Annotated in this window: 19 protein-coding genes and 1 tRNA gene; 11 read left to right on the forward strand and 9 right to left on the reverse strand. The window is 61.3% G+C overall.

Annotated elements, in window-relative coordinates; all coding sequences use genetic code 11:
* Window positions 1–53: 53 nt before the first annotated feature.
* Window positions 54–458: a DNA-directed RNA polymerase subunit omega gene (gene rpoZ / locus GGI60_RS09730; protein ID WP_003558080.1), complete on the reverse strand. Its 405-nt coding sequence runs from the start codon at window positions 456–458 to the stop codon at window positions 54–56.
* Between the two features lie 300 nt (window positions 459–758).
* On the opposite strand from rpoZ, the gene GGI60_RS09735 reads away from it, so the two are divergent.
* Window positions 759–1,340 (forward strand): NYN domain-containing protein, encoded by a 582-nt coding sequence (locus GGI60_RS09735; protein WP_003546927.1) that lies wholly within the window; start codon window positions 759–761, stop codon window positions 1,338–1,340.
* Between the two features lie 39 nt (window positions 1,341–1,379).
* On the opposite strand, the gene smpB is transcribed toward GGI60_RS09735, so the two are convergent.
* A complete protein-coding gene (smpB, locus tag GGI60_RS09740) occupies window positions 1,380–1,859 on the reverse strand; it encodes an SsrA-binding protein SmpB (protein WP_126830577.1) in 480 nt (159 codons plus the stop codon).
* Window positions 1,860–1,955: 96 nt separating this feature from the next.
* Entirely contained in the window at window positions 1,956–2,840 is an 885-nt protein-coding gene (gene dapA / locus GGI60_RS09745) for a 4-hydroxy-tetrahydrodipicolinate synthase (RefSeq protein WP_183915165.1), read from the reverse strand.
* A 215-nt stretch (window positions 2,841–3,055) separates the two neighbouring features.
* On the opposite strand from dapA, the gene GGI60_RS09750 reads away from it, so the two are divergent.
* Both GGI60_RS09750 and GGI60_RS09755 read left to right on the forward strand, forming a co-directional pair.
* Window positions 3,056–5,131, forward strand: a complete 2,076-nt coding sequence (locus tag GGI60_RS09750) for a lytic transglycosylase domain-containing protein (RefSeq protein ID WP_183915167.1) — start codon at window positions 3,056–3,058, stop codon at window positions 5,129–5,131.
* A gap of 64 nt (window positions 5,132–5,195) precedes the next feature.
* A complete protein-coding gene (locus GGI60_RS09755) occupies window positions 5,196–6,092 on the forward strand; it encodes an alpha/beta fold hydrolase (RefSeq protein WP_183915169.1) in 897 nt (298 codons plus the stop codon).
* Window positions 6,093–6,282: 190 nt separating this feature from the next.
* On the opposite strand, the gene GGI60_RS09760 is transcribed toward GGI60_RS09755, so the two are convergent.
* The 4 genes from GGI60_RS09760 to GGI60_RS09775 all read right to left on the reverse strand — a co-directional run bounded on the left by GGI60_RS09760 (window position 6,283) and on the right by GGI60_RS09775 (window position 10,724).
* Window positions 6,283–7,305 (reverse strand): porin, encoded by a 1,023-nt coding sequence (locus GGI60_RS09760; protein ID WP_183915171.1) that lies wholly within the window; start codon window positions 7,303–7,305, stop codon window positions 6,283–6,285.
* Window positions 7,306–7,866: 561 nt separating this feature from the next.
* Window positions 7,867–7,957 (reverse strand) — tRNA-Ser (locus GGI60_RS09765).
* Between the two features lie 346 nt (window positions 7,958–8,303).
* Window positions 8,304–9,521 carry an NAD(P)/FAD-dependent oxidoreductase gene (locus GGI60_RS09770; RefSeq protein WP_183915173.1) on the reverse strand — a complete coding sequence of 406 codons (1,218 nt, stop codon included), beginning with the start codon at window positions 9,519–9,521 and terminating at the stop codon, window positions 8,304–8,306.
* An 87-nt stretch (window positions 9,522–9,608) separates the two neighbouring features.
* Window positions 9,609–10,724 (reverse strand): Gfo/Idh/MocA family protein, encoded by a 1,116-nt coding sequence (locus GGI60_RS09775; protein WP_183915175.1) that lies wholly within the window; start codon window positions 10,722–10,724, stop codon window positions 9,609–9,611.
* A gap of 207 nt (window positions 10,725–10,931) precedes the next feature.
* Between GGI60_RS09775 and GGI60_RS09780 the strand changes: the two genes are divergently transcribed.
* The 8 genes from GGI60_RS09780 to GGI60_RS09815 all read left to right on the forward strand — a co-directional run bounded on the left by GGI60_RS09780 (window position 10,932) and on the right by GGI60_RS09815 (window position 19,342).
* Window positions 10,932–11,807: a MurR/RpiR family transcriptional regulator gene (locus GGI60_RS09780; RefSeq protein ID WP_097606347.1), complete on the forward strand. Its 876-nt coding sequence runs from the start codon at window positions 10,932–10,934 to the stop codon at window positions 11,805–11,807.
* 91 nt (window positions 11,808–11,898) lie between these two features.
* Window positions 11,899–13,833, forward strand: a complete 1,935-nt coding sequence (gene iolC, locus GGI60_RS09785) for a bifunctional 5-dehydro-2-deoxygluconokinase/5-dehydro-2-deoxyphosphogluconate aldolase (RefSeq protein WP_183915177.1) — start codon at window positions 11,899–11,901, stop codon at window positions 13,831–13,833.
* A gap of 200 nt (window positions 13,834–14,033) precedes the next feature.
* Window positions 14,034–15,884: a 3D-(3,5/4)-trihydroxycyclohexane-1,2-dione acylhydrolase (decyclizing) gene (gene iolD, locus GGI60_RS09790; RefSeq protein ID WP_183915179.1), complete on the forward strand. Its 1,851-nt coding sequence runs from the start codon at window positions 14,034–14,036 to the stop codon at window positions 15,882–15,884.
* A gap of 65 nt (window positions 15,885–15,949) precedes the next feature.
* Window positions 15,950–16,867 carry a myo-inosose-2 dehydratase gene (gene iolE, locus GGI60_RS09795; RefSeq protein ID WP_183915181.1) on the forward strand — a complete coding sequence of 306 codons (918 nt, stop codon included), beginning with the start codon at window positions 15,950–15,952 and terminating at the stop codon, window positions 16,865–16,867.
* A 196-nt stretch (window positions 16,868–17,063) separates the two neighbouring features.
* Window positions 17,064–17,861, forward strand: a complete 798-nt coding sequence (gene iolB, locus GGI60_RS09800) for a 5-deoxy-glucuronate isomerase (RefSeq protein WP_183915182.1) — start codon at window positions 17,064–17,066, stop codon at window positions 17,859–17,861.
* Between the two features lie 87 nt (window positions 17,862–17,948).
* Complete coding sequence (locus tag GGI60_RS09805) at window positions 17,949–18,173, forward strand: DUF1127 domain-containing protein (RefSeq protein ID WP_183915184.1); 225 nt, start codon at window positions 17,949–17,951, stop codon at window positions 18,171–18,173.
* 69 nt (window positions 18,174–18,242) lie between these two features.
* Complete coding sequence (locus GGI60_RS09810; RefSeq protein WP_183915186.1) at window positions 18,243–19,079, forward strand: helix-turn-helix transcriptional regulator; 837 nt, start codon at window positions 18,243–18,245, stop codon at window positions 19,077–19,079.
* Between the two features lie 101 nt (window positions 19,080–19,180).
* Entirely contained in the window at window positions 19,181–19,342 is a 162-nt protein-coding gene (locus GGI60_RS09815) for a hypothetical protein (protein WP_183915188.1), read from the forward strand.
* A 40-nt stretch (window positions 19,343–19,382) separates the two neighbouring features.
* Here GGI60_RS09815 and GGI60_RS09820 read toward each other — a convergent pair whose 3' ends face one another.
* Both GGI60_RS09820 and GGI60_RS09825 read right to left on the reverse strand, forming a co-directional pair.
* Window positions 19,383–20,747 carry an MATE family efflux transporter gene (locus GGI60_RS09820; RefSeq protein WP_183915190.1) on the reverse strand — a complete coding sequence of 455 codons (1,365 nt, stop codon included), beginning with the start codon at window positions 20,745–20,747 and terminating at the stop codon, window positions 19,383–19,385.
* Window positions 20,748–20,828: 81 nt separating this feature from the next.
* Complete coding sequence (locus GGI60_RS09825) at window positions 20,829–21,269, reverse strand: glyoxalase superfamily protein (RefSeq protein WP_183915192.1); 441 nt, start codon at window positions 21,267–21,269, stop codon at window positions 20,829–20,831.
* Window positions 21,270–21,393: the final 124 nt, after the last annotated feature.

Consider the following 21,393-nt stretch of genomic DNA (forward strand, 5'->3'; position numbering starts at 1 on the left):
GATTGACGATTGGTAATCGTCGCTCTTTTCCGGATCGGATCCGGACGGCGCGCTTAATAATCGTCGCTCTTTTCCGGCGGCACCAGGCCCTCGATGCCGGCAAGCAGCTCTTCTTCCGACATCTGGTCGAAGGTGATCGTCTCCGGCACGTCGTCCTGCTCCTCGCTGTCGGCTGCGGCAACACCGCCGGCAGCGATCATGCTGGCCGGATCGGGCTCGGGCTCGTCGACTTCGACATGCTTCTGCAGCGAATGGATCAGATCTTCCTTGAGGTCATCGGGCGAAAGCGTCTCGTCGGCAATTTCGCGCAGGGCGACGACAGGATTCTTGTCATTGTCGCGATCGATGGTGATCGAGGCACCCTGGGAAATCAGCCGGGCGCGGTGGCTGGCGAGCAGAACCAGCTCGAAGCGGTTCTCTACCTTGTCAATGCAATCTTCAACTGTGACACGGGCCATTGCCTGTCCTTTACGGTCGTCATTTCGGGATTAGCACGCCCGATACAATTAAAACCGGGCAAATACAAGTTTTTCATTCCGGCTCCCCTCGTCTTTATCCGTGGCTGAGCTAAATTTCCATGGAGAATGTCACAATTCCACCGAAGGTTGCTTGGAATATGACGAATCGTGCCCTAAATCTCTCTTATATGAACACTTGGTAAAGTAAGGATCAAATCAAAAATCACAACAAGCCATTGTATTTATTGAAATTTGATACCCTGCGAATTTCGATTTCTCTCATTAGGAATTGGTAAGGCGATGTTTGACCCACGCGAAAAAATTGCACTCTTTATTGACGGCGCCAACCTCTACGCTGCATCCAAGAGCCTCGGTTTCGACATAGACTACCGCAAGCTGTTGAAAGCGTTCCAGAAACGCGGCTATCTCCTGCGCGCCTACTATTATACCGCCTTGATCGAGGATCAGGAATATTCATCGATCCGTCCCCTGATCGACTGGCTCGATTACAACGGCTACAAGGTCGTCACCAAACCCGCCAAGGAGTTTACCGATTCCATGGGCCGGCGGAAGATCAAGGGCAACATGGACATCGAGCTTGCGATCGACGCCATGGAGCAATCCGAAACCGTCGACCATCTCGTCATCTTCTCCGGCGACGGCGACTTCACCAACCTGGTCGAGGCGCTGCAGCGCAGAGGCCGCAAGGTCTCGGTGATCTCGACGATGGCGACCCAGCCGCCGATGATCGCTGACGACCTGCGCCGCCAAGCCGATCATTTCATCGACCTCTTGTCTCTGAAGGCTGAGATTGGTCGCGATCCGTCGGAGCGGGCGCCGCGTCCGGCCGAGGTCGCCCCGGCCAGCGATTTCGAGGACTGATTGAAAGCGCCGCGAGCCGACCAGCTGCGGCATCATGGCTCAGCCATTATCCTTCAACAAGCGGCTCTTCTGCCGGTTCCAATCGCGCTCCTTCTCGGATTCACGCTTGTCATGTAGCTTCTTGCCCTTGGCGAGCGCCAGTTCCATCTTCGCCCGTCCCCGATCGTTGAAATAGATCTTCAGCGGGATCAGCGTCATGCCTTCGCGGTTGACTGCTGAGCGCAGGCGATGGATTTCGCGGCCCGACAGCAGAAGCTTGCGGCGCCGGCGCGGCTCGTGGTTGAAGCGGTTCGCCTGCAGATATTCCGGCAGGTAGGAATTGATCAGCCAGATCTCGCCGTCCTCGTCCGATGCGTAGGATTCGGCGATATTGGCCTTGCCTTCGCGCAGAGACTTGACCTCCGTACCCTTCAGCACGAGACCTGCCTCATAGGTGTCGATGATCTCATAGTTGAAGCGGGCCTTGCGGTTTTCGGCCACGACCTTGTTCACCACGCGCTGGCTGCCTTTGGGGGCCATGACGATATTTCCTTCGAGGCGCGCGAATAGCCGCGCCCTCATTGCTTGCCCTTTATGTAAAGGAACGATCCGGCCTTGTGAAGACGGCCGGTCTCCTCAGTTGAGCAGCCCGGCATGGCGCATGGCGGCGTCGATCGCTGCTTCGGTTGCCGGCTCCAGCGTCGACAGCAGCGGCGAGCGGACGTTGCGGCTCATGCGGCCGAGCTTGGAGAGGCCGTATTTGGCGCCGCAAAGACCGGGTTCAAGGAAGATCGCCTTGTGCAGCGGCATCAGCCGGTCCTGATATTCGAGCGCGCGGGCGTATTCGCCGGCCAACGTTGCCGCCTGAAAATCGGCGCAGAGGCGCGGGGCGACATTGGCCGTTACCGAGATGCAGCCGACGCCGCCATGGGCGTTGAAGCCGAGCGCTGTGGCGTCTTCGCCGGACAATTGCCTGAAGTCCTTGCCGCAGGTGATACGCTGCTCGGAGACACGCTCGATCTTGCCCGTCGCATCCTTGACGCCGACGATATTCCTGTGCGTCTTGACGAGCGCACCCATCGTTTCTGGCGTCATGTCGACCACCGAACGGCCGGGGATATTGTAGATATAGATCGGCAGAGCGACCGCCTCGGCGATCGCGGAAAAATGCGCGATCAGCCCCCTCTGCGTCGGCTTGTTGTAATAGGGCGTGACGACAAGCACGGCATCGGCGCCGACCTTTTCGGCATGCTGGGCAAGCTCGATCGCCTCACGCGTGTTGTTCGAACCGGCGCCGGCCATGACGGGGAGGCGTTTTGCGGCCACTTCGATGCACAGTTCCACGACCCGCTTGTGTTCGGCATGCGACAGCGTCGGCGATTCGCCTGTCGTGCCGACCGGAACGAGACCGCCGCTGCCTTCCTTGATCTGCCAGTCGACATGGGCGGCGAAGCTGTCTTCGTCGATCGATCCGGCATCGGTGAAGGGGGTGACGAGGGCGGGAATGGACCCATTGAACATGCAAAGCTCCTCACGACCAAATCCTTGCTTCGGCCGCATTCCATGACTAAGAGTTGCGCACCATAGAGCGCCGAAATCATCGCGACAAGCGCGGAGAGTTCGGTTTAGGGCAAAATCCGATAGCAGATGTGAATGAATTTTACCTGGTACGGTAAGGTTTCGTTAAGATGCCTCCAGCCAAATGGGTAGGGCGTGTTTTCGTTGCGAGATCCCGGATGAAGAAAGCTGTCCTGATTCTGACCGCCTTCGGCTTCGTTGCCGCCGCGTGGGGCAGCGTTGCGTCGCCGCTTGCCGGCGAAAACCTTCCGGCGGCTGACGTCAAGCCGATCGGCTTCGTTCCCGAGACATCGATACCGGAGGCGCTGACCACCGGCGCCATCCCACGCAATCCGGCTGTCGCGCCGATCGGCAGTGATCTGAAAACCGGCCTCGACGCGCTTACCGCCAAGAATCCGCAACTGGCTCTGTCGATCCGCGACAGCATGCGGCAGGAGACACTCGACCGCCATATCCTCACCTGGGCGATCGCGATGTCCGGTTTGAAGGGCGTTCCCTCCTATGAGATCGCCAGCGCAGCGCAGGAGCTCAAGGGATGGCCCGGCCTTTCGCGGCTGCGCGCCTATTCCGAACGGGCGCTCTACGATGAAAACCCCGCCCCATCCGCCGTGCTCGCCGCCTTCGGCGACACCGCGCCCGAGACGATGCAGGGCACCGTCATTCTCGGGCGGGCGTTGGTTGCCTCAGGCAAGCAGGCGCAGGCGGCCAAATATATCCGCAAGCTCTGGCGCACGGAGGCGCTCGACAAGGCGGCTGAAGACAAGATCCTCGTCGAATTTTCCGCCCTGCTGATGCCGGCCGACCACAAGGCGCGGATGGACTATCTGATGTATCGCGGCCGGGTGGCGCAGGCCAAGCGGTTCGGCGACATGGGTGAGGCGCAATCGCTCTACAAGGCCTGGGCCGCCGTCGACGCCAAAGCCGCCAACGCCGGCGCGCTCATCAATAGCGTCGAGGCGAAATGGCGAGGCGATGCCGGCCTGCTGTTTGCGAAGATCGAATATCTGCGCAAGCAGGACAAATATGCCGAGGCGGCAGCCCTGCTGGAGAAGATGCCGCGCGAAGCTGGCGAACTCGTCAATTCCGGCGAATGGTGGAACGAGCAGCGGATCGTCAGCCGCGGCCTCGTCGACCAGGGACAGTTCAAACCGGCCTATCGTATCGTCGCAAACTCCGCGGCAACCAGCCCGACTGATATCGTCGAGGCCGAGTTCCACGCTGGATGGTATGCGCTTCGCGGCCTGCAGGACCCGACAACGGCGGAAAGACATTTCCGCAAGATTCTGGCGACGTCGAACGGACCGATCTCGGTGTCGCGTGCCTGGTATTGGCTCGGGCGGGCAGCCGAGGCCGGCGGCCCCGGCAATTCAGGCGAATTTTACGGCAAGGCCGCGAATTTTCCCGGCACCTTCTATGGGCAGCTCGCGGCCGAAAAGTTGGGACGGAAGACGCTCAATGTCACCTATCCGGCGCCGAGCACGGCCGACCGCCAGCACCTTCAGGCGCGCGAAGCCGTGCAGGCGATCACCCGTCTCGAGGCGGCAGGTCACGGCTGGCGCGCCGACATTCTCTATCTCGCGCTTGCCGACCAGCTGCAGAGCCCGGGGGAACTGGCTATCCTCGCAGCACAGGCCGAGCAATCTGGCAATCACCATCTGTCGCTGCAGATCGGCAAAATCGCCTATGGCCGCGGCATTGACGTCGCAGCGCTTGCCTTTCCCGTCGGGGTGATCCCGGCGAATGCCAATATATCAGGCTCCGGCAAGGCGCTCGCCTATGCCATCGCCCGGCAGGAAAGTGCCTTCAACCCGGCCGCCGTTTCGGCAGCAAATGCGCGCGGTCTGCTGCAGCTTCTGCCCGGCACGGCCCAGGCGGTGGCCAAGCGCCACAACATCACGTTTTCGAAGGACAAGCTGACGGCCGATGCCGGCTATAATGCGACGCTCGGCGCGCATTATCTCGGCGAGCAGATCGAGGCCTTCGGCGGCTCCTATATTCTCACCTTCGTCGCCTATAATGCCGGGCCGAAGCGGGTGCCGGAATGGATCGGCCGCTACGGCGACCCGCGCGGCAGGCCGATCGACGAGATCGTCGACTGGATCGAGCGCATCCCCTTCCCCGAGACGCGCAACTACGTGCAGCGGGTTATGGAGAATTACGAAGTTTACAAAGCTCGCCTCGGCCAGCCGACGGATATCGAGCGCGATCTGATCGGCGGACGCAGCGCCTCCTGAAGCCGTTTGGCGCGGCTTGAAAAGCAGGCTACATCTTCGGGTTCAGATAGCCTTGAAGGATGCGATGGCGGACATGGATGCAGGCGGTTTCCAGGAACGATATTATTCTTCTGCCGATGGGCTGACGCTTTATGCCCGCGACTACCGGCCGGACGGGGCGGCAGCCACCGGACGGCTGCCGGTGATCTGCCTGCCCGGCCTCACCCGCAATAGCCGGGATTTTCACCCGCTTGCGCTGCGTCTTTGCCGCGACGAGACGGGTCCACGTCGGGTGATCGCGCTCGATTCGCGGGGGCGCGGAAATTCCGCATGGGATGAGGACAAAACTAATTACACTCTCGCCGTTGAGACCCGCGACATTATTGCCGCCTGCGCGGCATTCGGCATCGAGCGGGCGGTTTTCATCGGCACATCGCGTGGCGGACTGATCCTGCATCTGATCGCGGCTACACGGCCGGATCTTCTCGAAGCCGTCATCCTGAACGACATCGGCCCGGCAATCGAGACCGGAGGGCTGGCACTCATTCGCGACTACTTGAACAGCGGGAGGAAGCCAGCCGATTGGAAAGAGGCGGCCGATATACTGCAGCAGAATCACGGCGCCTCGTTTACCGAGCTTGCAGGGGAAGACTGGCGCGAGATGGCGCTTGCGCTTTACCGCGACACCGACGGAAGACCGGTCGCCGACTTCGATCCGGCAATCGCCGAGGCGCTGCGATCGGTCGATTTCAGCCAGCCGCTGCCCGACCTCTGGGAGCAATTCGAAAGCCTGAGCCGTTTGCCGCTGATGCTGATCCGCGGCGAAAATACCGCTCTGCTCTCAAAGGAGACGGTCGCGGAAATGGTCCGGCGGCATCCGAGCCTGATCCTGCATGCTGCTCAGGGACAAGGACATGCGCCCCTCCTCCATCTAGGCAATATCCCTGCAGCAATTGGAGATTTCCTCGCCAGCTGCCGATAGCTGACCGTTCAGCTGCAGCCGCGCGTCTTTTGAGACACGCGAAGGAGCCACAACCTTGCAAGCCGGCGTGCTTTCCGAAACCGGCTCCGATTTTCGGGCCGATGCGCCAGCTGCCTCCACGCAATTCGTGCAGATACAAAAAGCCCGGCTCGAGAGCCGGGCTTTCCTGATTGACCGAAGTCAGATCAGATTAGAACGAACGCTGCAGGCGGAAGTAGCCAGACGTCGAGTCGTCGCCGTTGTCCGGATCGAGGTACTGAACCGAAGCCTTGGCGTAGAAGTTGTCGACGATCTGGTAATCAACCGTCAGACCAACCTTCCAAGCGTCGTCATTGCTGAAGTCGTCGCCGGAAGCGTAGTAGTCACCGTAGTACTGGACGCCAGGAGTGATCTTGAGCTTGTCGGTTGCCTTGATTGCGTATTCGGCAGCGACAGCCCATTCAGCTGCGGAGTAGTAGGAGTTCGGGCCGGAGGAGTATACGGCAGCGAGGCCGAGCGTACCGGGACCGATTTCAACCGTACCCATTGCACGGACAGCGCCGTCTTCATTGTCGAAGTCCCAGCCGCCGGTGACCTGGTAGCTGAACGCGCCAGCGGTGCCACCAATGCCGAAGGCAACGCCAACGTTGTTCGGGCCTTCGCCGGACTTATAGAAGCCGTCTTCCAGTTCGTCGACGCTGATACCAGCGTAGAAGGTGCCGCTTTCATACTGATAGCGGAGGGAGTTGTGCAGCGTTACGATCGAACCGATGTCATCGGTTTCGCCGGAGAGGCCGTCGTCCCACCAGCTGTAGAAGAGACCGGCGCGGAAGCCCGCGACGTCGAGGTAAGCGGAGTCGAGGATGGCATCCTGATCCGAAGCGTTGTCAGCATTGAACTGCATGACGATAACGCCGGTCAGCGGACCGTACTCGGTGTCGCTCTTGGCCGTGAACTGAACCTGGCCGCGTGTACGGGCATCCCAATCCGAATCGTTGCTGAGCGAGCCGTTGAGCGGCTGATCACCAACGTCAACCTGGAAACGGATGTAGCCTTCGATCTTGAGGCAGGTTTCGGTGCCCGGGATGTAGAAGTAGCCGGTGCCGTAAGCGTCGCAGACGCGAACATATTCAACCGGTTCCGGCTCGGCAGCAACGATAGCGTCAGCAGCCTGAGCACCGGAAACTACTGCCAGAGCAGCAGCGGAGCCGAGAAGAAGGCTCTTGATGTTCATAAATGACCTCCAATTCAAAGTTTCGATCGGGTTTGGGATCTTTCGCTGAGCAGCGTTCCCTGCCCCATTCCCGTGTTTCAAGAAGTGGACGATCCGTCGCCCTTGCTTCCGAGGGTGAAAATACAAGACGGCGGCCGTCACGCAATCACCAACTTGCTTCAACAGGGGGTTTGAGGGAGCCTTCCCCACATTCTGTTGCTGAAAGGACACAAGTCTGGCAACCGGCCTCGATTTCCTTTATTCTTTGTTAAGAAAAGCCTGATTTTGCGGCAGCTTAGGCGAGATCGACAAGGCGCTGGACATGCGTCTTCCGACACATTTGTGACGTTCTTCTGACGAAATCTGATCGTTGCGGGAGACATCCGGATCGCCAGAAGCGTAACCGCCCGGTCACCGATTCGCTTTCGCAGGTGGCCGAGGACAGGAGCGCGGGACGTAATTCCTGCCGGCGATTCTCTCTCTTCGAAGGAAAGAGATTTCTCCACCGCGACTGAAGCATCGCCGACCAAGCGACCGTGATTCCCGCCGGAGGTAAGACATGACATGCTGCGAAAATCGAAATGGCGGAGAAGATGGGATTCGAACCCACGATACGCTTTTGACGTATACTCCCTTAGCAGGGGAGCGCCTTCGACCACTCGGCCACCTCTCCGGTGCGGCCTAACTATGGTGACCGGTCTGTGAATGCAAGGGTTTTTTGAGTTTTCATCAGAAGAAATGCAGCGGCCGGCATTTCGACCAGGTTGGGCAATGGGGGCATTGCTGCCTGCCCGTGATCTGCATAATTCGATCACGCGTCTCTTCAATACGAGACCACGCTCTGCCCCCCAGGCGCTCGGGGAAAGCGAGACGAAACGGTTCCGATTCGCAGCCCCTCGGATCGCAAAATGACGCGCGACCAAAGGTTAACCTAACCATTGCAATCAGGCCCTTTCAGCAGAGGGCCGCGCCCTCTGTGTCAGGCAAAGGGCTCTTTCCTTGCGGCATCGCCTCTCGGCTCAGGCGAGCAGGCTCTTGAGATCGGCGGAGGGGTCGGCGAGAATCGATCGGTCGGGGTTAATTCCGGATTCCAGCAGTTTCTTGCCGGTCACATAGGCTTTGGCATCGTTGATCGCGTCGACTGCGATCAGCCGGCTTTCCTTGAAGTACCAGACGGAATGGGCGCCTTCGCGGGCGCCGGGGCGCAGCAACGTATCGTCATAACCGAGATTGAAGCCGGCGATCTGCAGCTTGACGTCGTACTGGTCGGACCAGAACCACGGCTTGGGATCATAAGGCTCGTTGCCGCCGGCGATGACGGCGGCCGCCGCTTCGGCCTGGTCGACAGCGTTCTGCACCGATTCGAGCCGGATGCGCCCGCCCTGCCAGGGAAGGGCCGCGCAATCGCCGGCCGCAAAAATCGCCGAATCGGAGGTGCGGGCGAATTCGTCGACGATGATGCCGTTGGCGACTTCGAGGCCGGCTTCCTTGGCAAGCTGATCGTTCGGCACGACGCCGATGCCGACGACGACAAAATCGACGTCGATAGTCGATCCGTCGGAAAGCGCCGCACCAGCGACGCGGCCGTCCTTGCCGATCAGGTGCTTGAGCCCGGTTTTCTCACGGATCACCACGTCGTGGCCCTCGTGGATCGCGCGCATGATGTCGGCCGTCTCCTTCGCCGCAACGCGCTGCAGGATGCGGTCGGCCATCTCAATGACGGTGACTTCGAGGCCGAGATGGCGGGCAACGGCCGCCGCCTCCAGGCCGATATAACCGCCGCCGATGATCAGGACGCGACGGCCGGGCCGCATCTCGTCGGCGAGCATGTCGGCGTCGCGCTTGTCGCGGGCGACATAGACGCCTTCGAGATCGCCGCCGATTGCGGCCGGCAGCCGGCGCGGCGTCGAGCCGGTGGCCAGCGCCAGCGTGCCGTAGTCGAGAACGGAGCCGTCCTGCAGCAGAACCTGCTTGCTGTCCGGCTTGATCTCCTCGACCCAAGTGGAAAGGCGAAGGTCGACGTCATTGTCGCCATACCAGTGCTGATCGCGAAACAGCAGGCGGTCGAAGCTCATTTCGCCGAGCAGATATTTCTTCGAAAGCGGCGGGCGCTGATAGGGCGCTACATCCTCGGCACCGATGAGAGTGATCGGGCGCGTATCCTTCAATGCTCGCAGCTTGGCCGCCAATGCGAAACCGGCTTGCCCCGCGCCGATAATCACCAATCTATCCGTCACGATTTCACTCCCGAAACTGCGCCCGACAATCACGTCAAGGCCTATCCCCTGCCCGGAGCGCCGTCAACGGAAAGCGGCTTCTTACCTTCAGCCGATTTCGATCCAACGACGCTCGTGGAAGGACTGTGCCATGGCATGCACCGACTTCTCTATCCTGAGACCGTCTTTAAATGTCACGATCGACGACGGTTCACCCGATATTGCCCGGATCAGCTCGCGGCATTCGATGATCTTGAGATCATTAAAGCCGAGGCCGTGGCCGGGCGCCGGAATGAACCGATCATACGGCCGATGGGAAGGTGCCGCCAGTATCTTGCGAAAACCCTGTTCGGAGCCACGCCCGTCGGCCTGGTAGAGTTCGAATTCATTCATACGCTCCTGATCGTAGACGATCGAGCCTTTCGAGCCGTAAATCTGCAGGGCGATGCGGCCCTTGCGGCCCCACGCGGCGCGATTCGCCATCAGCACAGCGGAGATGCCGCCGCCAAGCCGCATCAGCACGTTGGCAGCGTCGTGATTTTCGACGGCACGGCGGCCACCCCCGTTGAGCGGACGGTCGGCATAGGGCTTAACCATATCTGTAATGACGGCCTCGACGTGGCCGAATAGAAACCAGAGCAACGACAGCGGGTGCACGGCGAAATCGTCGAGCGCACCATAGCCGGCGGCAAGCTCGCTCTTCCAATAGAAAAAGACGTCAGCATCGGCCATGAAATCCTCGTCCATTTCGACGCGGATATGGTTGACCGTGCCGATGGCGCCCTCACCCAAAAGCGTCTTGATATGTCGCATGACCGGATTCTGGATGTAATTATAGCCGAGGGCGGCCACCTTGCCCGATCGTTCAGCCGTTTCCAGCATGCGCTCGGCATCGGCATAGGCCGGCGCCATCGGCTTTTCGCACCAGACATGCTTGCCGGCTTCGAGGGCTGCAATCGCCATCTCGGCGTGGAACTGATTGGGTGTGGTGACGGAAACGACGTCGACCTCCGGGTCGGCGATCAGCGCCCGCCAGTCGGCGGTTGCCTTCTCGAAGCCGAATTCGGAGGCGCGCGCCTCAGCAAGCCCGGCATTGGCTTCAGCCAGATGCACGAGTCGCGGACGCTCGACATCGCCGAACACGGTCTTCACCGCATTCCACGCCAGCGCATGGCACTTGCCCATATAACCCGTGCCGATCAAGCCGATGCCAAGTGGCTTCATTTCCGTCTCCTCCAGGACTGCGCGCGGATTTTTGGAATATTTGGATCATTTTGGCAAGAGACCGTTCACCGGCATTTCCGTATCATCCCCTGCCAAACCTGTTTAAAAGCCTTGAATTACAGGCGATTAAAAACAATTAGGCGTGCCGTTTGAAATCGTTTATGCTCAATAATATGGAATATTTGTTTCATCCCGTGAGCCGCAAGCATGGATAATGACCCCCAGAGGCACGCACGTGTGCCGCGCGATTTCGAAAGCCTGCGCAGCACCATCATCGAGCGCAAGGCGAGCATGCCGAAGCGGCTGGCGCAGGTCGCTGCCTTCGCGCTGGGCAATCCCGACGAAATCGCCTTCGGCACGACGGCGAGCATCGCCGCTGCCTCCGACGTCCAGCCCTCGACCCTGGTGCGCCTGGCACACCATCTGGGTTATGAAGGCTTTTCCGATCTCCAGAGCATCTTCCGCGAAAGGCTGCGCGACCGGACACTGAGTTACGAAGAACGGCTCGTCACTCTGGAGCAGGCGAGCGGCGACGACGAGGACGCGAACCTGCTCTCCGGCTTCATTGCCGCGGCAAGCCAGTCGGTCAACCGGCTGGCGGCGACCGTGCAGAGCGATACGTTCACGAAAGCGGTGGATATCCTGGCCGCCGCCGAAACGATCTATCTGATCGCCAAACGACGCTCCTATCCGCTGACGGCGCATATGACCTACGCTTTTTCCAAGCTCAACATCCGCCACCAGATCGTCGCCTCGCCGAACGGCGTCGATCCTGAGATGGTGCAGTTCGCAACGCCGAAGGATGCGGCGATCGCGGCAAGCTTTTCGCCTTATGCGGCCGACAGCCTCAGCCAGAGCCAGGAGCTTGCCGACCGCGGCGTCCCCATTATCGCGATCACCGACTCGGCCTTCTCGCCGCTTGCCGCCTGCGCCACCCATTGGTTCGAGGTGGCGGAGGCCGATTTCGCCGGCTTCCGCTCCCTGTCGGCCTCGATGGCGCTCACCATGGCGCTGCCGGTCGCCATCGCCGAGCGGCGGCGCAAGCGACAGCACGCAAAAGCGGGAAAAGCGAAAATGGAATAAACATTCCGAATTGACAAAATATCGGAACCAATGTTTCATTATTGTAATTCGCAGGCACTGGAAGCCGCGCAAAATCTAGCGGGAGGACATCATGGTACAATCGAATCCGGGTTTACAGCCGGAGCCGGCGCTTGATGTAATCACCATCGGCCGCTCCTCGGTCGATCTTTATGGTCAGCAGATCGGCTCGCGGCTGGAGGATATCGCCTCCTTTGCCAAATCCGTCGGCGGCTGCCCGTCCAATATCGCCATCGGCACGGCGCGGCTCGGCCTCAAATCCGGCCTCATCACCCGCGTCGGCGACGAGCAGATGGGACGCTTCATCCGCGAGCAGGCGGCGCGCGAAGGGGTCGCGACGGACGGCATCGTTACCGACAAGGAACGGCTGACGGCGCTCGTGCTGCTTGCGGTCGAGGCTGAGGGCGTATCGCCGATGATCTTCTATCGTTCCGACTGCGCCGACATGGCGCTTGAGGAAGGCGATATCGACGAAAATTTCATCAAGTCGTCACGCGCCGTTCTCGTATCCGGCACGCATTTCTCGCGGCCGAATACCGAGGCCGCGCAGCGCAAGGCGATCCGCATCGCCAAGGAGAACGGCCGCAAAGTAATCTTCGACATCGACTACCGGCCGAACCTCTGGGGCCTTGCCGGCCATGCCGAAGGCTTCGAGCGCTACGTGAAGTCCGACCGCGTCTCCTCGAAGATGAAGGAGACGCTGCCCGATTGCGATCTCATCGTCGGCACTGAAGAGGAAATCCTGATCGCTTCCGGCGCCGACGACGTGCTCGGCGCGCTGAAGGAAATCCGCCGCCTGACGCCGGCGACGATCGTGCTGAAGCGCGGCGCCATGGGCTGCATCGTCTATGAGGGGCCGATCGCCGACGACCTCGAAGCCGGCATTGTCGGCCAGGGTTTCCCGATCGAGGTGTTCAACGTGCTAGGCGCCGGTGATGCCTTCATGTCCGGTTTCCTCCGTGGCTTCCTGCGCGACGAACCGCTGAAGACCTGCGCCACCTGGGCCAATGCCTGTGGGGCTTTCGCCGTCTCCCGGCTGCTCTGCTCGCCGGAATATCCGACCTGGGCGGAGCTCGACTTCTTCCTGAAAACCGGCAGCAAACATCGGGCGCTGCGCAAGGACGAGGCGATCAACCATATTCATTGGGCATCCACCCGGCGTGGCGACATCCCGCTGCTGATGGCGCTGGCGATCGATCACCGCTCGCAACTCGTCAGCGTCGCCGATGAAGTCGGCGTCGGCCACGAGAAAATCGTCGCCTTCAAGCGGCTGGCAGTCGAAGCGGCGGCGCGCGTTTCGAACGGCCGCGACGGTTACGGCATGCTGATCGACGAACGCTTCGGCCGCGATGCCTTTTTCGATGCGGCGACGAAGAATTTCTCCTGGATCGGCCGGCCGGTGGAATTGCCGGGTTCCAAGCCGCTGCGCTTCGAATTCAGCCAGGATATCGGTTCGCAGCTTGTCGAATGGCCGCTCGGCCATTGCATCAAATGCCTGTGCTTCTATCATCCCGACGACCCGGCCGAATTGAAGAGCGAGCAGCAAGAGAAGCTGCGCACGCTGTTCGAAGCCGCACGCAAGGTCGGCCGCGAGCTGCTGGTCGAGATCATCGCCGGCAAGAACGGACCGCTTACCGACGATACGATCGCGACCGCGCTGGAAGAACTTTATGCGCTCGGCATCAAGCCGGACTGGTGGAAGCTGGAGCCGCAAGCCTCCGGCGAAGCCTGGAAGAAGATCGACGCGGTGATTGCCAAAAATGATCCATGGTGCCGCGGTATCGTGCTCCTGGGCCTCGAGGCGCCCGCCGAGGAACTGATCTCCTGCTTCGAGGCGACGCTGGCGGCTCCTTCGGTGAAGGGCTTCGCCGTCGGCCGGACGATCTTTGCCGATGCGGCGCGCGCCTGGCTTTCGGGCGCCATGAACGACGAGGAGGCGATTGCCGACATGGCCGGCCGCTTCCGGCAACTGACAGAGGCGTGGCTGAAGACACGCGGGCTTCAGTAGCAATAGAATTAAACCCCTCCCCAACCCCTCCCCACAAGGGGAGGGACTTAACTTGAGGCGCCGCCTCACGCCATCATCGAACATCCTTTGGATGAAACGTTGCGGCGGGAACGCAGAGAGGCGAACAGGTTAGCCCCTCCCCTTGTGGGGAGGGGTTGGGGAGGGAAAAAGATAAAGAGTTAAAACTCCGGGAGACCCCGATGGGCAAGACGATTCGGTTGACGATGGCGCAGGCCGTCGCGCATTTCCTTAAAAAGCAGATGACGGTTGTCGACGGCAAAAAGGTGCCGATCTTTGGCGGCGTCTGGGCGATCTTCGGTCACGGCAACGTCGCCGGCATAGGCGAGGCGCTTTATCAGGTGCGCGGGGAATTGACGACCTATCGCGCCCACAACGAACAGGGCATGGCGCATGCCGCGATCGCCTATGCCAAGGCGAATTTCCGCACGCGCTTCATGGCCTGCACGACCTCGATCGGTCCCGGCGCGCTGAACATGGTGACGGCCGCCGGTGTCGCACATGTCAACCGCATTCCCGTTCTTTTCCTGCCGGGCGACGTTTTCGCCAACCGCGCGCCGGATCCGGTGCTGCAGCAGATCGAGGATTTCGGTGACGGCACTGTTTCGGCCAATGACGCCTTCCGCCCGGTTTCGCGCTATTTCGACCGCATCACCCGGCCGGAGCAGATCATCTCGGCGCTGAAGCGTGCCATGCAGGTGCTGACCGATCCACTGGATTGCGGTCCGGTGACCTTGTCGCTCTGCCAGGATGTTCAGGCCGAAGCCTTCGATTATCCGGAAAGCCTGTTTGAGGAAAAGGTCTGGACGACCCGCCGGCCGCAACCGGATGCAGACGAGCTCACCAATGCCATCGCGCTGATCAAGGCATCGCAGAAGCCTGTGATCGTCGCAGGCGGCGGCGTGCTCTATTCACAGGCGACGAAGGAGCTTGCCGCCTTTGCCGAGGCCCATGCCATTCCCGTCGTCGTCACCCAGGCCGGCAAATCCTCGATCGACGAAACTCTGCCGCTGGCGCTCGGCTCGGTCGGCGTCACCGGCACATCGGCAGCGAATGCGATCGCCGAAGAGACGGACCTCGTCATCGCCGTCGGCACACGCTGCCAGGATTTCACCACCGGCTCCTGGGCGTTGTTCAAGAACGACAGCCTCAAGATGATCGGGCTCAATATCGCCGCCTACGACGCGGTGAAACATGACAGCCATCCTGTCGTCGCCGATGCCCGCGAAGGGCTGAAGGCGCTTTCGGCGGGCCTTTCCGGCTGGAAGGCGCCGGCGGCGCTGACCGAGAAGGCGGCTGCGGAAAAGAGAGTCTGGATGGAAGCTGCGGCGAAGGCCATGGCGACGACCAATGCCGCCCTGCCCTCCGATGCGCAGGTGATCGGCGCAGTGGTGCGCACGATCGGCGGCGACAATACGACGCTGCTTTGCGCCGCCGGCGGCTTGCCCGGCGAATTGCACAAGCTCTGGCCGGCGACGGCACCCGGCAGCTATCACATGGAATACGGCTTTTCCTGCATGGGTTACGAGATCGCCGGCGGCCTCGGCGCCAAGATGGCGCGTCCCGAACGGGATGTCGTCGTCATGGTCGGCGACGGCTCCTACATGATGATGAATTCCGAGATCGCAACCTCGGTGATGCTCGGCCTCAAGCTCAACATCGTCGTGCTCGACAATCGCGGCTATGGCTGCATCAACCGGCTGCAGATGGGAACCGGCGGCGCAAACTTCAACAATCTGCTCAAGGACTCCTATCACGAGGTGATGCCGGAGATTGATTTCCGCGCGCATGCCGAAAGCATGGGGGCCATCGCCGTCAAGGTCGGCTCGATCGCGGAGCTGGAGCAGGCGATTGCCAGTTCGAAGAAGAACGACCGTACCTCGGTCTTCGTCATCGACACCGATCCCTTGATCACTACTGAGGCCGGCGGCCACTGGTGGGATGTCGCGGTGCCCGAGGTCAGCCCACGCGAAGAGGTCAACAAAGCGCGCAAGGGCTATATCGAGGCACGCGCCGCCCAGCGCATCGGCTAAATCATTGCTGTCATTTTTCGGAGGAGCGGAACCGCTCCTCCGCATTATCTTTAAGGAGAATGTTGATGAAGGCCAAACTCGGCATGTCGCCCATCGCTTGGTGGAACGACGACCTTCCAGAACTCAGCGACGATGTGTCCCTGGAGGAATGCCTGCGGCAGTCGCGCAGCGCCGGCTTTACTGGCATGGAGCAAGGGCGCCGTTTCCCGAGCAACCCGGAAGAAATGCTGCCGATCCTGCGCGCCGCCGACGTGACGCTGTGCGGCGGCTGGTTCTCCGGCACGCTGGTCAATGAGGAGCTTGCGGTCAACAAAGACCGCATCGCGCCGATGATCGAACTGTTCAAGGCAGTCAACGCGCCCTGCATCGTTTACGGCGAAGTCGGACGCTCCATCCAGGGCGACCGCTCAAAACCGCTCGCGACCAAGCCGCGCCTCGCCGACGACGAGATGAAGGCCTATGCGCGCCGCGTCACAGAATTCGGCGAATGGTGCGCCGAGCAGGGCATGCCCCTCTCGTACCACCACCACATGGCGGCCGTCGTCGAAACCGAGCCGGAGCTCGATGCCTTCATGCGCAATTCGGGCGAAGGCATTCCGCTGCTGCTCGATGCCGGTCATCTGGCTTTTGCCGGCGGCGACGTGCTGCGCGCCATCGACAATCACCATGCCCGCATCAATCATGTCCACGTCAAGGACATTCGCCAATCCGTGGTCGATGGGCTCGACCGCAGCCGGCAGTCCTTCCTCGACGCAGTAGCGCTCGGCGCCTTCACTGTCCCGGGCGACGGTTCGCTCGATTTCGGCGCCATCGTCCAGCGGTTCGCCGACCACGGCTACGAGGGCTGGTTCGTCGTCGAGGCCGAACAGGATCCGCGCAAAGCGCCGCCGCAGAAGATGGCCGAGATCGGCCATGCGGAATTGATGCGGGTGATGGCGGCGGCTGGCTATACGGTGGAAACGGAAGGTTTTCCCAAGGGATAACGGAAAAGAAAACCCCTCCCCAACCCCTCCCCACAAGGGGGAGGGACTTACTTGAGGCACCGCCCTGCTCCAGACAGCGCCACCTTGCAAAAGGAACGTCGCAACATGAGCGAGACAGCGCCGCAGATTAAGGCCCTCCCCCCTTGTGGGGAGGGGTTTGGGGCGGGGATTTTGTAGCGTACGAGGAGAAACACCAATGCCAAACCTCAAGGTGAAACCGTCCGGCACGCATGGCCGCGTCACGCATGTCACCCCTGAAAATGCCGGCTGGACCTATGTCGGCTTCGATCTGCATCGCTTGAAGCCGGGCGAGACGGTTTCAGGAGAGACCGGCGATCGGGAAATCTGCCTCGTCTGGGTCACCGGCAAGGGCAAGGCATCGGCCGGCACCAGGGATTTCGGCACGCTCGGCGGCCGCATGAGCCCGTTCGAAGGCGCGCCGCATGCACTTTACATCCCGATGGAATCGACGTGGTCGGTGACGGCGGAGACCGATCTCGAGCTCGCCGTCTGCTCGGCGCCCGGCGGCGGCACCTACCAGGCGAAGGAAATTCCGCCCGGCACGCATCCACAGGTGACGCGCGGCAAGGGCACGAATGTGCGCTACGTTAACAATATCATGCCGGAGGACGACAGCTCGGCGCATTCGCTGCTCGTCGTCGAGGTGATCACGCCCGGCGGCCACACCTCCTCCTATCCGCCGCACAAGCACGACCAGGACGACCTGCCGAACGAGAGTTTTCTGGAAGAGACCTATTACCATCGCCTCAACCCGCCGCAGGGCTTCGGTTTCCAGCGCGTCTATACCGACGATCGTTCACTGGACGAAGCGATGGCGATCGAGGACGGCGACGTGACGCTGGTGCCGAAGGGCTACCATCCTTGCGCGGCAACGCACGGCTACGATCTCTACTACCTCAACGTCATGGCCGGACCGAAGCGCATCTGGAAATTCCACAATGCCGCCGAGCACGAATGGCTGCTGAAAGCATAAGCGCGCCTCCGATCGCTAAATAATCTGACAGCGGCAAGCCGCCGCTGATGGTTCACTGCCTCCATTCAACAAGAATGGAGGATCATCATGCACAGCTCGAATATCACCATAGCAGGCCGCAGCGTCCGTTCTTCGCATCACGGGCGCGGCCTGTTGCCTGCGGCAATTACGGCTGTCCGCTGGCTGGCACGCAAGGTCGGCGAAAGGCGCAACCGCAATGCGCTGATGGAACTTTCCGACGATCAGTTGAAGGATATCGGCCTTTCCCGGGGGCAGACGGAAAGCGACGTTCACGTCTATAGCCGCTACTGAACACAGGCATCAGTCGTGATACTGTCCACGGGTCGCCTTGTCGGCGGCCTGTCCGGCTGGGAATATAGGATGTCGCAGTTTTCAACAACATTGCTCCTGGAAACAAAGACCGTCACCATTCGTGACATCGTCTGCAATGGCGAATGCCGGCATAAGAGCGACGAGGAATGCGCCCACAAGACAAGCCTCGTCTACCCCTATCGCGGCATCTTCATGCGGCATGTCGGCCGCGCCGATACGGTGGCTGAGGCCAATCAGATGCTGTTCTTCAATGCCGGCCAGAGCTATCGGATCAGCCACCCGATCGAAGGCGGCGATGCCTGCATCGATCTGGCGGTTGACGAATCCATGCTCGAAGAGCTCGCGCCGAAGGACCAGGTGCAGCTGGGTGCGGCCTTTTCATTCCGCCGCCAGCGCCGCCGGATCGATCCGCGCGCGCAGGCGCTGGTCGCTCTGCTGCGTCACGGTCTCCGCCGCAACATCGCCGAAACGCTGGAGGCGGAAACATTGGCGCTGACGCTGGTGCGCCGTTCGCTCGGCGATCGCACATCGCATACGGCGGGCGCCAGCGCCGGCCGGCAGAAACTCGTCGACCGGGCAAAGCTGGTGCTTTCCTCCGATCTCGCGCGGCGCTGGACACTTTCGGAAATCGCCTCCGAGGTTGGCGTCTCGCCCGTTTATCTCACCCAGGTCTTCCAGCAGGTCGAGGCGACGCCACTTTACCGCTATCAGCTGCGGCTCAGGCTTGCCCGCGCACTCGATCTGCTCGGCCAGTGCGAGGATCTGACCGCGCTTCGCCTCGATCTCGGCTTTTCCAGCCACAGCCATTTCAGCGCGTCCTTCAAGCAGTCCTTCGGGCAGACGCCGGCCGAATTCCAGCGCTCGGCGCAATTGCGGCGCAGGTAAGTTCGACATCGATCGCTAAAGATTTCGACAGCGGCGATGCGGTCTTTGATGATCTTATGAAGACTGTCCCGATCCGGGACGATCAACCGGAGGATCATCCAATGAAGAAGTCGACCTGCGCTGCCTGCGACTGCGAACTCGGCACGGAGACGATTACCGTCAAGCTCGGCGGCAAGACCGTCGAGGTCTGCTGCCAGGAATGCGCCGCGGCGCTGAACGAAGCGGAAGCCGCGACATCGGCCGCTTCGGCAGACACGGAATAGAATATCCGGCAAGGCCGCGCACCGGCGCAGCTTTGCCATCTCAGGCAGGCAGAAGCCCGTAGCGCCAGCCGTGACGTTTCGCGTTTTGCGACAGAACCAGCACGGCCAGAACGACCATGCCGACTTCGGCGAAGACCGGCACCATCCAGATCCCCTGCTCGCCGAAAACGAAGGGCAGCAGGAAGGTAAGCGGCAAGGTGAAGAGATACGGCCGCGACAGCCCAAAGATCGCCGCGCGCGGCGCATCGCCGATCGACTGGAAATAGGACGACAGGATCAGCATCTGCCCGAAGAGAAAATAGGCGCCGATCGTCCAGGGCAGAATACGCCTAACCTCGGCGACAATGGCAGGATCGGCGACGAAGACGGCGCCGAGGCGGCCAGCCAAAAGTTCGACCGCGATCTCCACCAGGCTGCAATAGACGAGCGCCGAAAGCATGGCGATCTGCAAGCTGCGGCCGACGCGACGCCCGAGGCCGGCACCGTGATTGTTGCCGGCAATCGTCTGCAGGGCGACGCTGAGGCCAAGCAGCGGCAGATAGGTGAAGGTCATGATCCGCGTGATGATGCCGTAAGCGGCGACCGTCGCGACATAATCTGCCACGCTCCAGAGCGAGATATTGACGAGAATGGCGGCGGATGCCAGCGATATGCCGATGAAGCCGAGGCTCATCGGCGCGCCGAAGGCGGCGATGCCGCGCCACTCGGCAAGGGCCAATCCTCGAGAAGGTCTGAGTGCCGCCGCCCGGCGCCAGCGATAGGCAAGCACGGCAGCGAGACAGACGAATTGCGAGGCGATGGAGCCGGCGGCCGAACCGAGCACACCCCAATGCATAACGGCCATGAACAGCCAGTTGGCGAGGATGTTGAGCAGCGAGGCCGACAGCGTCACCAGCGTCATGAAACCGATCTTGCCTTCGCAGCGCAATCCGTCGAGATGCAGCGACAGAAAGAAGCTCACCGGCGCAAAGGCAATCATCGTGCCCATGAACAGCATGGCGCCATTGGCCACGGCGGGCGTGCCGGCACCGGTATCGATGATCTGGCGGCCGAGGGTCCAGTAGAGCATATTGAGGACCAGGGTGACGGCCAGCGCCAGCGTATGGGCGCCGGCAAATACCCTGCCCGCGCTCTGGCGATCGCCGGCCCCGAGCCGGCGAGCGAGGATGCTCGCCATGCCGTTCGAAACGAGCGATTGCAGGGCGATCAGCAGCATCAGGCCCGGGAAAATCAGGCTGACGGCGGAGAGCGCATCAGGGCCGACATAGGCGCCGAGGAAATAGGCGTCGACGACGGTGAAGAGGCCGTTGAGCGTGGTGATCGCGACGATCGGCACCGCCGTCCTGATGAAGACGCCCGGCAACCAGCCGGTGAGAAAAGCATTGCCCTGGGAAAGATCGGTCATGGAGAAATCCGTACAATATGGCGAGCTCCGATCCGGGGTGACATCATCCGGATTCAGATGGCCTCAAGAATCAAAAGTGATTTAGAGATCGAGCACCAAATGCGGCACGCCGTTCGAGGTTTTCCTCGGCGAGACGCCGTCGGCATCGATCTGCGCGCTCACACGCCGGCGAAAGGCTGAAAAGCTCTCGAAGGTCACGACATCGACCGCTTCGTCGAAATGGATGGTGATCCTGTGGAGTTCGCCTCCCGGCAGGGCCGACAGCGCCAGAACCTCGCCGGTGAACGGCTGATTGAGATAACGGCCGCGGATGTGCGCCCCGACAAAAAGGGGTGTCTTCGCAGCCGCATTGGGTTTCGCCGCCAGCGCCGCCAGCGTGTTCCAGTCGCGCGCGCCGTACTGGCGGGCGATCATTTCGAGCGCCGCACTGTGGGTCAGCGCGGTGCGGCGATCGTTCATCGCCTGGCGCAGGCGTTTGGCCTGGGCCTTCAATTCGTCAATGCCGGGATAGGTCGTCGTCATGGAGTGGGCCTTTGCAAAAGGCATGCTCTTCGACTGTGGATGGGAGCTCGCATTGCCGTCAGTCAGCATGCACCAAGGGGCCGTGACCATGATCGCGAAGACTTCACCATGGATTTTCATCCGC

Origin of the sequence: Rhizobium lentis, from assembly GCF_014200175.1 — a bacterium.
Lineage (GTDB): Bacteria > Pseudomonadota > Alphaproteobacteria > Rhizobiales > Rhizobiaceae > Rhizobium > Rhizobium mulingense.